Genomic DNA, 13,075 nt, shown 5'->3' on the forward strand with positions numbered 1-13,075 from the left:
TCGTCAGTCGCGCGCTAAAAGGCGCGGGGCAAGCTCTTTGAGGGCGCGGCGATACACCTCGCGCTTGAATGTCACCACCTGGCCCAACGGATACCAATAGCTGACCCAGCGCCAGCCATCGAACTCCGGTTTACCGGTCAAATCCATCCGCACCCGCTGCTCGTTGGAGATCAGGCGCAGGAGAAACCATTTCTGTTTCTGGCCGATGCACAGCGGTTGGCTGTGGGTACGCACCAGACGTTGCGGCAAACGATAGCGCAACCAGCCCCGGGTACAGGCGAGAATTTCAACATCTTCACGCTCCAGGCCCACTTCTTCGTTCAACTCGCGGTACAAGGCGTCCTCCGGCGTCTCCTCGGGGTTGATTCCCCCCTGCGGAAACTGCCAGGCATCTTGATTGATACGGCGAGCCCATAGCACCTGGCCGGCGTCATTCGTCAGAATGATCCCGACATTGGGGCGGAAACCATCGGGGTCGATCACGGCAACAACCTCGCAAACGCATGTCGCCGCATTGTTCCACAAAGCTTGATAAGGCGGCAACGAAGGTTCCTACCTTATGTGCACTCTTGTGAAAAGACCGTATTCTTGTCGCCTTTTTACTGACTTTTCAGCGGGTAACTGCAATGCGCCTGGCTCTATTCGATTTGGACAACACCCTTCTGGGCGGCGACAGCGATCACGCTTGGGGCGATTATCTGTGTGAACGCGGCTTCCTCGATCCGGTGGCGTACAAGGCTCGCAACGACGAGTTCTATCAGGATTACCTGGCCGGCCAACTGGATAACGCCGCGTACCTGAACTTTTGCCTGGAAATCCTCGGCCGCACCGAAATGGCCGTGCTTGAGCAGTGGCACAACGACTACATGCGCGACTGCATCGAGCCGATCGTGCTGCCCAAGGCGCTGGAGCTGCTCAAACAACACCGTGACGCCGGCGACAAACTGGTGATCATCACCGCGACCAACCGCTTCGTGACGGCGCCGATTGCCGTGCGCCTGGGCGTGGAAACCCTGATCGCCACCGAGTGCGAAATGATCGATGGCCGCTACAGCGGGCGCAGCACCGACATTCCATGCTTTCGCGAAGGCAAGGTGACACGCCTCAATCGCTGGCTGGAGGAGACCGGGCATTCGCTGGATCACAGCTATTTCTACAGCGATTCGATGAATGACCTGCCGCTGCTGGAGCAGGTGGCGAACCCTGTCGCTGTCGATCCGGATCCGAATCTGCGGGCCGAGGCCGAGAAGCGTGGCTGGCCGGTGATTAGTCTGCGCGGCTAATTACGCCATCGCTGGCAAGCCAGCTCCCACAGGTTTTTCGGCTGTCCACAATATCCGTGTTCACTGAAGATCCCTGTGGGAGCTGGCTTGCCAGCGATTGGCTCGACTCGGTCTCAAGCCTTAAACAGGCTTGGCCCCCATCAACGCCGCAATGGCGAGAAATCCGACGCCGCTGACAATCGCCAGTGCCAGATTGAATTTCCGATTGCCGACCCCGCTCGTCCACAGCCGATTCAGCCGAACCAGCAGCCAGACGGCACTGAACGTGGCCACGGCATAGATCACACTGGAACCCAGAATCCAGAACTGCCCCAACGACCAGCCCACCAGGTGCACCAGCCACCAGCCGGTGAACGGCATGCTGAACATGCCGAGCAGCATCAGACACCAGATGAACAGCCAAGGCCGCTGCATCGTGCTGGCCGGTCCTTCGCTGCGATTACGCCAGGAAAGTGCGGCGAGCCCCAGCCCGCTCAAGAGGATCACCACGGTCGCCGCAACGTGAAGGACTTTCAGGGTGGTCAGGGTTTCCATGTGTTCGTCTTCCTTGGGCCATGCCCATCAGCGTAGCCGCTCAGCCAAGAAACAGCTGATAGGCCGGGTTCTCGCTTTCATCCCAATACGGGTAACCGATTTCCTCAAGGGCCGCCGGCACCAGATGGCGCTCGTCGTGCGGGACTTGCAGACCGGCGACCACGCGGCCATCGGCAGCCCCGTGGTTGCGGTAGTGGAACATCGAGATGTTCCAGCGCCCGCCCAGCTTGTTGAGGAAGTTGAACAGCGCCCCCGGACGTTCCGGGAACTCGAAGCGAAACACCACTTCATCAATGACGTGCGCCGCGTGCCCGCCGACCATGTGGCGAATGTGCAACTTGGCCAGCTCGTTATCGGTCAGGTCGATGACCGGGAAACCCTGTTCGGTCAGGCTCGCCAGCAGGGCGCTGCGCGGGTCGTTTTCCGGGTGGGTCTGCACGCCGACGAAAATGTGCGCTTCGCTGCCGGTGTTGTAGCGGTAGTTGAATTCGGTGATCTGGCGTTTGCCAACGGCCTCGCAGAACGCCTTGAAGCTGCCGGCCTTCTCGGGAATGGTCACCGCGATGATCGCTTCGCGGCCTTCACCCAGCTCGGCGCGTTCGGCGACGTGGCGCAGGCGGTCGAAGTTGACGTTGGCGCCAGAGTCGATGGCGACGAAGGTCTGGCCGCTGACGCCGCGCAACTCGACATACTTCTTGATCCCGGCCACGCCCAAAGCGCCGGCAGGTTCGGTGATCGAGCGGGTATCGTCGTAGATATCCTTGATGGCGGCGCAGATTTCGTCCGTGCTGACGGTGATCACTTCGTCGACGTAATCCTTGCAGATGTCGAAGGTGTGCTGGCCGATCTGCGCCACCGCCACGCCGTCGGCGAAGATGCCCACGGTCGGCAATACCACGCGCTCACCCGCGGCCATGGCCGCTTGCAGGCAATTGGAGTCGTCCGGCTCGACACCGATGACCTTGATGTCCGGGCGCAGGTATTTCACATACGCTGCGATGCCGGCGATCAGACCGCCGCCGCCGACCGGCACGAAGATCGCGTCCAGCGGTTGCGGGTGCTGACGCAGAATTTCCATCGCCACGGTGCCCTGCCCGGCAATGGTGTGCGGATCGTCGTACGGGTGGATGTAGACGTAGCCCTTTTCGTCGACCAGTTTCAGCGAATAGGCCAGTGCCTCCGGGAACGAATCGCCGTGCAGCACCACTTTGCCGCCACGCGAGCGCACGCCCTCGACCTTGATCTCCGGGGTGGTCTTGGGCATGACGATAGTGGCTTTGACGCCCAGCACTTTCGCCGCCAGGGCCAGACCCTGCGCATGGTTACCCGCCGATGCAGTGACCACGCCACGGGCGCGCTCTTCGTCGGTCAACTGGGTCAATTTGTTGTAGGCGCCGCGAATCTTGAACGAGAACACCGGCTGCAAGTCTTCACGCTTGAGCCAGATGTCATTGCCCAGCCGCTCGGAGAGCTGGCGAGCGTTCTGCAGCGGGGTTTCTACGGCAACGTCATAAACGCGCGAGGTGAGGATCTTTTTGACGTACTGTTCGAGCATCGGAAAGCATCACTGAGCGGGTTGGGCAGGGCCAAGGAGTCTAACCCGGCTTTTGCCCGGACGACCACACGAATCCAGAGGTTTTAGCCGCGCTTGCGGCTATAATGCCGGCCTTTCCGTTCTCACCTTGCCCGCTTCCGGAGCCCGCATGACCCAGGATCAACTCAAACAGGCAGTGGCGCAGGCCGCCGTCGACTTCATCCTTCCGAAACTCGACGACAAGAGCATCGTCGGGGTCGGCACCGGCTCCACCGCCAACTGCTTCATCGACGCCCTGGCCCAGCACAAGGGCGCGTTCGATGGCGCGGTCGCCAGCTCCGAAGCCACCGCTGCGCGCCTCAAGGGCCACGGTATTCCAGTGTATGAGCTGAACACCGTCAGCGACCTGGAGTTCTACGTCGACGGCGCCGATGAAAGCGACGCGCACCTGAACCTGATCAAGGGCGGCGGCGCAGCCCTGACCCGCGAGAAGATCGTCGCCGCCGTGGCCAAGACCTTCATCTGCATCGCCGACGCCAGCAAACTGGTGCCGGTGCTGGGTGAATTCCCGCTGCCGGTCGAAGTGATCCCGATGGCCCGCAGCCACGTTGCCCGCCAACTGGTGAAACTGGGCGGCGACCCGGTGTACCGCGAAGGCGTGCTGACCGACAACGGCAACATCATTCTCGACGTGTTCAACCTGCAGATCACCAACCCGGTGGAGCTGGAAGCGCAGATCAATGCGATCGTCGGCGTGGTCACCAACGGCCTGTTCGCGGCGCGTCCGGCGGACCTGTTGTTGCTGGGCACCAGCGAAGGCGTGAAAACCCTCAAGGCTGAGTAAGCCCAGACTGCCCGAAATTTATGGGCAGACAAATGAACCTGTGGGAGCGAGCTTGCTCGCGAAGGCGCCGGGTCAGCCAATGAAGATGTTGGCTGATCCACCGCATTCGCGAGCAAGCTCGCTCCCACAGTGTTTTGTGGTGTTGATTAGTTCAGTGTTGGTTTTTTGAAGACGTAAAACAGATTCGGCTCACTCACCAGATACAACGTGCCGTCATCATCCATCGCAATCCCCTCCGCCTGCGGCACGGTTTTCTTCAAACCCTGGCGCCCGCCACTGATCGACATCGTGCTCAACGGCCGCCCGCCGACATCCAGCTCCAGAATCAACCGTGACTCATCCGACAGCGCCAGCAAATGCCCGCTGCGCTCGTCGTATTGCAGGCTCGACAGATCGCGCACAAACATCCCGGCATCGCGCTTGGGATCGTTGATCACGTGCACCGCGTAGGACTTCTCCGGATTGAAGTGCGGAAAACCGTGCACTTCGTAGATCAGCATCGGGTTGCGTTCCTTCGCAACAAACAAGCGCTTGCCTACCGAGTCATACGCCAGGCCTTCAAAACCTTTGTTGCTGGCCATATGCACGCCTAGGGTCATCTGCTCGGCGTCCGCCGCGTCGAGGAATGTGGTGTCTGCCTCCAAGTGAATCTTGATCAGCCGCTGCTGACGCTCATCCGTGATCACGTAGGTGTCGGCGCTGATGTACTCGACGGCTTCGGGATCGCCAAAACCAATCAGGGCAATGCGCCGCAGGATCTTGCCTTCGAGCGACAGTTCGACCAGTTCGGAATTCTTGTTGGTTACGGTGAACAGGCTTTTGCGCACCGGATCGAAGGTGAGCGCCGAAACATCGTCGTCCAGCCCGTCAATCACCCGCGCTTCAATCTCGACCCGATACTGATCCAGCCCAATCGACTCGCTACTCTGCGGTTGCCACAGCGTGTGCAGATTGAACCAGGCGCGCTCGAACAGGCGCAGGTATTGGCCGATCGCAATCAACGCGATCAGGGCAATCACCGACAGGGTGACGAACAGGGGCTTGGGGCGGGCAAGTCGACGCATTCGGGCGGGCTCGGATTCAAAACAGGCGGATGAAATATCACGCCCGTCTGAATTGAAGCTTAATGGCCACTTGCCTTAAACCACAAGACAACCCCGGAAGCAGGGGCTATTTGTGTTTTTCGAAGCGGTAAAACAGGTTGGGTTCACTGACCATGTACAGCGTACCGGCCTCGTCCATGGTCACGCCTTCGGCACGGGGAATGGTGTTTTTCAGACCGTTGAAGCCGCCCAGCAGGGTCATGAAGCTGACCTGTCCGCCTTTCTCGTCCAGCTCCAGCAACAGGTGCGAATCGGCAGACAGCACCAGAGTGTGCTGGGTGCGCGGGTCAATCGCCAGGGCCGAGAGGTTGCGGATATCCAGCTCATCATTGGCAAGCTTCTGCTTGTCACCCTTGAGGGTCTGGCTGCCGTCGCTTTTCCAGGTGAACAGCGCCGGCGGACGCTCTTCGCCCAACAGCAGTTGCTGGTTGTGCGGGTCCCAGGTAATCGCTTCGAAGGCTTTGTTCTGATCTTTCGACGGGCCGAGATCGTACTTGGGGAAGTCGGCGATGTTCAATTCGCGAGTGTCGGCATCGACCTTGACGATCGAGAGCATGTGCTGACGCTCATCGACAATGGCCATCAGGCCGTTCTCCATGACCGTCAGGCCTTCCGGATTGCTCCAGCCCACCAGCGGCATTTTGCGCAGCACATCGCCGTGCAGGGTGAGTTCGACCAGGAACGGATTTTTGCCCATCACCGAAAACAGGGTCTTGGTCTGTGGATTGTAGGCGAGGTCCGAGGCCTCGTCCTTTTCCATGCCCGGCAGCAGTTTGCCGTCGATGACCACCCGATAGTCCGGCAACCAGACGCTGGCTTTCTGCTCGGCCTGGCTCTCGAAACGCTCGCGCACCCAGAGCAGGCCACGGTCATCCCAATGCATGGCAAACGCCAGACCATAAGCGGCGGCAAGCACCAGCAACAGCCAGACATACCAACGCAGGGCAAAACGTGAACGACGAGGAGAATCGAGCTGAGTTTGAGCAGACATCAGGGACGCATTCCGAATATTCAGGCTATGGGTAATAGCACAAAGAGGCCGGCTCAGACGCCAGAATGAGAGGAATTATCCGGACAGGATGTGAAAAAAACGGTAAACGGCGGGATTGTCGTGTGTTGCCAGCGATCTGCAGGGCCCCACAAAACAATGTGGGAGCGAGCTTGCTCGCGAAGGCGCCAGGTCAGTCGACATCATCGTTGCCTGACACTCCGTCTTCGCGAGCAAGCTCGCTCCCACAGGGGATTTGCAGTGTTGCGGTTAGCGTACGCTGCTGGTGAAGCGGCTCGCGCCGACCAGTTCGAGCACGATGTCGTCGCCGACATTCAGCGGACCGACGCCCACCGGGGTGCCGGTGAGAATCACGTCGCCGGCCTGTAGCGAGAAGCAGCCGGCCATGTGCTGAATCATCGGCACGATCGGGTTGAGCATCGCGCTGCTGTTGCCGTCCTGGCGCACTTCACCGTTGATGGTCAGGCGTATGCCGATGTCGGTCAGGTCAGCGAAGGTGCTGCCGACCACGAACGGGGCGATCACCGCTGCGCCGTCGAACGACTTGGCGATTTCCCACGGCAGGCCCTTGGACTTGAGCTCGGCCTGCTTGTCGCGCAGGGTCAGGTCCAGCGCCGGGGCGAAACCGGAGATCGCGTCGAGCACCTCTTCGCGGCTCGGCTTGGTCGACAGCGGCTTGCCGATCAGCACAGCGATTTCCGCTTCGTAGTGCACCGAACCGCGCTCGGTCGGAATGCTGAACCCGCCTTCCAGCGGCACCACACAACTGCCCGGCTTGATGAACAGCAACGGTTCGGTCGGGACCGGGTTGTCCAGTTCCTTGGCGTGTTCGGCGTAATTACGGCCAATGCACACGACTTTCCCGATCGGGAAGTGAATGCGCGTGCCGTCGACATACTGGTGCTGATAGCTCATTTACCGACTCCTGCCTTCATTGATTCATCAAAGATTGCCCATCAAACCGCGAAGATCTTGCCCGGGTTCATGATGCCGTTCGGGTCGAACACCGCCTTGACCGCTTTCATGTACTCGATCTCGACCGGGGAGCGGCTGTAGGTCAAGTAATCGCGCTTGGTCATGCCGACACCGTGTTCGGCGGAGATCGAGCCGTTGTACTTCTCGACGGTTTCGAACACCCACTTGTTGACGGTTGCGCACTTGGCGAAAAACTCGTCCTTGCTCAGGTTATCCGGCTTGAGGATGTTCAGGTGCAAGTTGCCGTCGCCGATGTGGCCGAACCAGACGATTTCGAAGTCTGGATAGTGTTCGCCGACGATCGCGTCGATTTCCTGCAGGAATGCCGGCACTTTCGACACGGTGACCGAGATGTCGTTCTTGTACGGCGTCCAGTGCGAGATGGTTTCGGAGATGTATTCGCGCAGCTTCCACAGGTTCTGCAGCTGGGTTTCGCTCTGGCTCATCACGCCGTCCAGCACCCAGCCCTGCTCGACGCAGTGCTCGAAGGTTTCCAGCGCGCTGTTGGCCACTTCTTCAGTAGTCGCTTCAAATTCCAGCAGCGCGTAGAACGGGCAGTCGGTTTCGAAGGGCGCCGGCACATCGCCACGGCCCAGCACTTTGGCCAGAGCCTTGTCGGAGAAGAATTCGAACGCGGTCAGGTCGAGTTTGCCCTGGAAAGCGTGCAGCACCGGCATGATCGAATCGAAATCGGCAGTGCCAAGGACCATCGCGGTGAGGTTTTTCGGCGCGCGATCCAGACGCATGGTCGCTTCCACCACGAAACCAAGAGTGCCTTCGGCGCCGATGAACAATTGGCGCAGGTCATAACCGGTGGCGTTCTTGATCAGGTCTTTGTTCAGCTCCAGCACATCGCCCTTGCCGGTCACCACCTTCATGCCGGCGACCCAGTTGCGGGTCATGCCGTAGCGAATCACCTTGATCCCGCCGGCATTGGTGCCGATATTACCGCCAATCTGGCTGGAACCGGCCGAAGCGAAGTCCACCGGGTAGTACAGGCCGTTTTCTTCGGCGACGTTCTGCAAGTGCTCGGTGACCACGCCCGGCTGACACACGGCGGTGCGGTCGGTGAGGTTCACGTCGAGAATCTGGTTCATGTAGTCGAACGACACCACCACTTCGCCATTGGCGGCCACGGCGGCGGCAGAAAGCCCGGTGCGCCCGCCGGATGGCACCAGCGCCACCTTGTGGGTGTTGGCCCAACGGACGATGGCCTGCACCTGCTCGATAGTCTTGGGAAACACGATGGCACTTGGCGCCGGGGCGAAGTGCTTGGTCCAGTCCTTGCCGTACGTGTTCAGGGAGTCGGCATCGGTCAGGACCTTGCCAGGCTCGACCAGGGTCTTCAGTTCATCAATCAGGGCAGGATTGGTCATCGACAGAACTCTCGAACAATTCATGGTCATCCTGAAGACGCTTCACGTCGCAGGAATGAGTGTTTCGCGGGGTGGCTATGCTAGCATACCGACCCCGCAGGCCAGTGCCCAAGGCCAGTTCTGCGGTGACGGCTTTCTTGTCGTCCAGGTCAATGTCTGTTGACCATTTCCTGCCATTTTTCTCCGGGATACAGGTTTACGCAGATGAGCAAGACTTCTCTCGATAAGAGCAAGATCAAGTTCCTTCTTCTCGAAGGCGTCCACCAATCGGCTGTCGACGTCCTCAAGGCGGCGGGCTACACCAGCATCGAATACCTGACAGGCTCCTTGCCGGAAGCCGAGCTCAAGGAAAAGATCGCTGACGCTCACTTCATCGGCATTCGTTCGCGCACCCAACTGACCGAAGAGATCTTCGATCACGCGAAGAAGCTGGTGGCAGTCGGCTGTTTCTGCATCGGCACCAACCAGGTTGACCTGAGTGCTGCCCGCGAGCGCGGTATCGCCGTGTTCAACGCGCCGTACTCCAACACCCGCTCCGTTGCCGAGCTGGTACTGGCCGAAGCGATCCTGCTGCTGCGCGGCATCCCGGAGAAGAACGCTTCCTGCCACCGTGGCGGCTGGATCAAGTCCGCAGCCAACTCCTTCGAGATCCGTGGCAAGAAACTGGGCATCGTCGGCTACGGCTCGATCGGTACGCAGCTGTCGGTTCTGGCGGAAGGCTTGGGCATGCAGGTGTTCTTCTATGACACCGTGACCAAGCTGCCGCTGGGCAACGCCACTCAGGTCGGCAACCTGCACGAGCTGCTGGGCATGTCCGATATCGTCACCCTGCACGTGCCGGAAACCGCTGCGACCCAGTGGATGATCGGCGAGAAGGAAATCCGCGCCATCAAGAAGGGCGGCATCCTGATCAACGCCGCGCGCGGCACCGTGGTCGAGCTGGACGCCCTGGCGGACGCGATCAAGGACAAGCACCTGATCGGCGCAGCCATCGACGTATTCCCGGTGGAGCCACGCTCCAACGACGAAGAGTTCGAAAGCCCGCTGCGTGGCCTGGACAACGTGATCCTGACCCCGCACATCGGTGGTTCGACCGCCGAAGCGCAAGCCAACATCGGTCTGGAAGTGGCAGAAAAACTGGTCAAGTACAGCGACAACGGTACGTCCGTTTCGTCGGTGAACTTCCCGGAAGTGGCCCTGCCGGCTCACCCTGGCAAGCACCGCCTGCTGCACATCCACGAGAACATCCCGGGTGTGATGAGCGAGATCAACAAGGTCTTCGCCGAAAACGGCATCAACATCTCCGGTCAGTTCCTGCAGACCAACGAGAAAGTCGGTTACGTGGTAATCGACGTCGACGCCGAGTACTCGGAGCTGGCGCAAGAGAAGCTGCAACACGTCAACGGCACCATCCGTAGCCGTGTGCTCTTCTAAGAGCAGCTACAAGCCTCAAGTTACAAGCGGCAAGTGATGTTCGCTTTTGCTTTGACTTGAGGCTTTCAGCTTGAAGCTTGCAGCTGTAAAAAAAGGGAGCCCCGAAGGGCTCCCTTTTTTTTATTCGACGTTAACGGTGATTTTCTTCGAGACGATTGGCGGATCGAACGGCATGTGGCCGCTGTCGCCCAGCTCCAGTTGCAGGGTGTGCTTGCCCGGTGCCAGTTTGATCGTGGCCTCGGTCTGCGCCTTGCCGAAGTGCATGTGGTTCGCATCATTCGGAATCGGCGCGCCTGCCGCCGGCAGCTTGTCGACGTCGATCAGCAGGTGGTGGTGCCCGGTGTTTTTGGTGACATCACCGGCCGGCGCCAACGCGACATCCTTGGTACCGAACTTGACTTTGAATTCCTGGGAAACCGTGGCCCCGTCCTCGGGAGAAACGATGAACACTTCAGCGCCCTTGGGGGCCGGAGTCGCTGCACTGGCCAGCACTGAAACACCCATCAACAGGCCAGCCAAGGCTGCTCGTGACATAAACGTTTTCATTCTATTCTCCAGTTTTTCCGTAAAATCCGCGTGGTCATGACAACTTCATGACCATTCGTTGTCGAAGGCACTCGACAACCATAGCAAAGCGAGCCTGAATCAGAGCGTCGCGATAATGATTTCAAAGGAGTGACCATGCGTTTTCTGCCTGGCCTGATCTGCCTGCTACCCCTTTTGAGCCCTCTGGCTCACGCCGAACTGATTGATGACGTCAACGACCGTGGCGAGCTGCGCATAGCCCTTGAGGCTAATACACCGCCCTTCAATTACAAGGACGATGGCGACAAACTCACAGGGTTCGAGGTCGAGCTGGGACAACTGCTGGCCAACGAGCTGGACGTGCGCGCCGAATTCATCGTCACTGACGAAGCCGACCTGCTCCAGGGCGTTGAAAGCGGCAAGTACGATGTTGCGCTCAACCACATGGCACTGACACCGGAACTCAAGGATCGTTTCGATTTCAGTGAGTCTTACGGCAAGGCCGATGCGCAGTTGCTGGCGAAGAAGGATGAGCAGCCACGGCCGATGGTGCTGGTGCAGGCATTGACGGAAGAGAAGCCAAAAGCGGCGGCACCGGTCGAGTTGGCGATTCCGTTTCAGAAGGGCAATCCGGCGTTTCAGGCCAGCCTTGCGGGTGCGCTGCAGCGGATCAAGGCGGACGGGCGCCTGGCGGCGCTGACCGAGAAGTGGTTTAAGCCTTAAAAGCCCCTCACCCTAACCCTCTCCCAGAGGGAGAGGGGACTGATTGGGGGATGCTTCAGAGATACGCCGACTTGGGATTGCTATACCGAATCCGAAATCGACTGATCATGGCTTTGTCGAATCAATAATCGACTTGGGATTGCTATACCGAATCCAAAATCGACGGGGCATGGCTTTGTCGAATCCATAATCGGTAAGGTCTTTCAGGTCGATGCAAGACGCCAGACCCCGCGGTCGGCCCCCTCTCCCTCGGGGAGAGGGGGCTGATTGGGGGACCTTCAGAGATACGCCGACTTGGGATTGCAATACCGAATCCGAAATCGACTGATCATGGCTTTGTCGAATCCATAATCGACTTGGGATTGCTATACCGAATCCGAAATCGACGGGGCATGGCTTTGTCGAATCCATAATAGGTAAGGTCTTTCAGGTCGATGCAAGACGCCAGACCCCGCGGTCGGCCCCCTCTCCCTCGGGGAGAGGGCTGGGGTGAGGGCAACGATTCCGGATCAGTCCAAAGCCGCCAGAGCCACCGCCGCCAGGGGCAGTTCGAGTTCACTGAAAACCTGCACGCCATGGCGCTTGAGCAACGCGGCCGTTACGCCTTCGCCTGAGACTTTCACTCCGCTGAACGTCCCGTCGTAAGTCAGCAGATTGCCGCAAGAAGGACTGTTGGCCTTGAGCACCGCCACCCGAATGCCATGCTTCTGCACCAACGCCAGCGCCTGGCGTGCTCCGTCGAGAAACTGCGCACTGACATCCTCGCCCTCGGTAGTGATTACCGCCGCGACGCCATCAAGCACTTCACCACCCTGCCCGCCCGGAATCTCCGCCGCCGCCCGTGGCGTCGGCAAACCACCGGCGACTTCCGGACACAGCGGCACTACGCGCCCTTCGGCGATCCACTGTTCGAGCAAATCAAACGGCCCGCTCGCACCACCGTCGTAACGCACGCGGTGGCCCAACAGGCAGCGACTGACCAGAATCTTGTCCATGTCAGAACGGCTCGTTGCCACGGCGGCGGAACCAGCCGGTCAGCGACAGGCGCTCGCGGTTCGCCGGCAGCACTTCGTGGGGCACTTCGCCGGAGAGAAACACCACCAGACAACCGCCAGTTGGCTGCACGTCGTGCACGCGATCGTCGCTCAGGTACATGCGCAGTTGCCCGCCATCCTCCGGCAGCCACGCGTCATTGAGGTAGACCACCACCGAGACCATGCGCTTGTCGTCGTCGCGAAAGCGGTCGACGTGCTTGCGATAAAAAGCACCCGGCGGATACAGCGCGAAATGGCATTCAAAGTCCTCAAGACCAAGAAACAAGCCTCGGTTAAGCGCCTCGCGCAGGCTCTCCATCAGATTCAGGTAGCGGTCGCTAGAATCGGCCTGGCCCGGATCGATCCACTGAATGTGGTCGCCGCGAATCCCCTCGCGAATCTCTGAAAACGGCCCACGCCCGACCGCCGCCGGCGCCAGTTCACCCTCGGCTTCACGTTTACGGCACTCGGCCGCCAGCTCGCGGGTCAAACCGGCGGGCAGGAATATGTTCTGCTGCGACCAGCCATGTTCGGCCAGGTCATCGACGATGCGTAACAGCAGTGGGTGTTCAGAGGATATTTGCATGGCGCGCATAGTATGTCGGCGGCAGGAAATCCGACAGAGCCACGCAGCGGCTTGCTACGAATTCTCGACAAGTACCGGCACCGCACGGAGAATAGTCCGCTGCTGACAGGAGTCC

General features: G+C 59.8%; 14 protein-coding genes. 4 read left to right on the forward strand and 10 right to left on the reverse strand.

Features of this window, described 5'->3' with window-relative positions; all coding sequences use genetic code 11:
- Positions 1-3: 3 nt before the first annotated feature.
- Positions 4-483, reverse strand: coding sequence for an RNA pyrophosphohydrolase (locus HV782_RS27710; RefSeq protein ID WP_003229203.1), 480 nt, complete (start codon positions 481-483; stop codon positions 4-6).
- A gap of 143 nt (positions 484-626) precedes the next feature.
- On the opposite strand from HV782_RS27710, the gene HV782_RS27715 reads away from it, so the two are divergent.
- A complete protein-coding gene (locus HV782_RS27715; RefSeq protein ID WP_186747061.1) occupies positions 627-1,283 on the forward strand; it encodes a histidinol-phosphatase in 657 nt (218 codons plus the stop codon).
- Between the two features lie 120 nt (positions 1,284-1,403).
- Here the strand turns inward: HV782_RS27715 and HV782_RS27720 are convergent, their stop codons facing one another.
- Both HV782_RS27720 and ilvA read right to left on the reverse strand, forming a co-directional pair.
- Positions 1,404-1,817: a DUF2269 family protein gene (locus HV782_RS27720; RefSeq protein ID WP_123469634.1), complete on the reverse strand. Its 414-nt coding sequence runs from the start codon at positions 1,815-1,817 to the stop codon at positions 1,404-1,406.
- A 40-nt stretch (positions 1,818-1,857) separates the two neighbouring features.
- On the reverse strand, positions 1,858-3,372 hold the full coding sequence (ilvA, locus tag HV782_RS27725) for a threonine ammonia-lyase, biosynthetic (RefSeq protein ID WP_186747059.1): 1,515 nt from the start codon (positions 3,370-3,372) through the stop codon (positions 1,858-1,860).
- Positions 3,373-3,520: 148 nt separating this feature from the next.
- Between ilvA and rpiA the strand changes: the two genes are divergently transcribed.
- Positions 3,521-4,195 (forward strand): ribose-5-phosphate isomerase RpiA, encoded by a 675-nt coding sequence (gene rpiA, locus HV782_RS27730; RefSeq protein ID WP_007913886.1) that lies wholly within the window; start codon positions 3,521-3,523, stop codon positions 4,193-4,195.
- A 146-nt stretch (positions 4,196-4,341) separates the two neighbouring features.
- On the opposite strand, the gene HV782_RS27735 is transcribed toward rpiA, so the two are convergent.
- From HV782_RS27735 to HV782_RS27750, 4 genes are all read right to left on the reverse strand, one after another.
- Entirely contained in the window at positions 4,342-5,259 is a 918-nt protein-coding gene (locus HV782_RS27735; RefSeq protein WP_123469638.1) for an SdiA-regulated domain-containing protein, read from the reverse strand.
- A gap of 106 nt (positions 5,260-5,365) precedes the next feature.
- Entirely contained in the window at positions 5,366-6,289 is a 924-nt protein-coding gene (locus HV782_RS27740) for an SdiA-regulated domain-containing protein (RefSeq protein WP_186744113.1), read from the reverse strand.
- Positions 6,290-6,556: 267 nt separating this feature from the next.
- A complete protein-coding gene (locus tag HV782_RS27745) occupies positions 6,557-7,222 on the reverse strand; it encodes a fumarylacetoacetate hydrolase family protein (RefSeq protein ID WP_064589697.1) in 666 nt (221 codons plus the stop codon).
- A gap of 41 nt (positions 7,223-7,263) precedes the next feature.
- Positions 7,264-8,658, reverse strand: a complete 1,395-nt coding sequence (locus HV782_RS27750; RefSeq protein WP_123469642.1) for a D-2-hydroxyglutarate dehydrogenase — start codon at positions 8,656-8,658, stop codon at positions 7,264-7,266.
- Positions 8,659-8,862: 204 nt separating this feature from the next.
- Between HV782_RS27750 and serA the strand changes: the two genes are divergently transcribed.
- Complete coding sequence (serA, locus tag HV782_RS27755; RefSeq protein ID WP_003229219.1) at positions 8,863-10,092, forward strand: phosphoglycerate dehydrogenase; 1,230 nt, start codon at positions 8,863-8,865, stop codon at positions 10,090-10,092.
- A 120-nt stretch (positions 10,093-10,212) separates the two neighbouring features.
- On the opposite strand, the gene HV782_RS27760 is transcribed toward serA, so the two are convergent.
- Entirely contained in the window at positions 10,213-10,638 is a 426-nt protein-coding gene (locus HV782_RS27760) for a DUF4399 domain-containing protein (RefSeq protein ID WP_123469644.1), read from the reverse strand.
- Between the two features lie 135 nt (positions 10,639-10,773).
- On the opposite strand from HV782_RS27760, the gene HV782_RS27765 reads away from it, so the two are divergent.
- The gene (locus HV782_RS27765) at positions 10,774-11,340 is read left to right on the forward strand and encodes a transporter substrate-binding domain-containing protein (RefSeq protein ID WP_123469646.1); all 567 of its coding nucleotides are present in this window, start codon (positions 10,774-10,776) and stop codon (positions 11,338-11,340) included.
- Between the two features lie 509 nt (positions 11,341-11,849).
- Here the strand turns inward: HV782_RS27765 and HV782_RS27770 are convergent.
- Together HV782_RS27770 and HV782_RS27775 are read right to left on the reverse strand one after the other, a co-directional pair.
- Positions 11,850-12,335, reverse strand: coding sequence for a 2-thiouracil desulfurase family protein (locus HV782_RS27770; RefSeq protein ID WP_128615556.1), 486 nt, complete (start codon positions 12,333-12,335; stop codon positions 11,850-11,852).
- A gap of 1 nt (position 12,336) precedes the next feature.
- Positions 12,337-12,969 carry a 2OG-Fe(II) oxygenase gene (locus tag HV782_RS27775; protein WP_186744111.1) on the reverse strand — a complete coding sequence of 211 codons (633 nt, stop codon included), beginning with the start codon at positions 12,967-12,969 and terminating at the stop codon, positions 12,337-12,339.
- Between the last annotated feature and the right edge of the window lie 106 nt (positions 12,970-13,075).

Origin of the sequence: Pseudomonas monsensis (assembly GCF_014268495.2) — a bacterium.
Classification (GTDB): domain Bacteria; phylum Pseudomonadota; class Gammaproteobacteria; order Pseudomonadales; family Pseudomonadaceae; genus Aquipseudomonas; species Aquipseudomonas monsensis.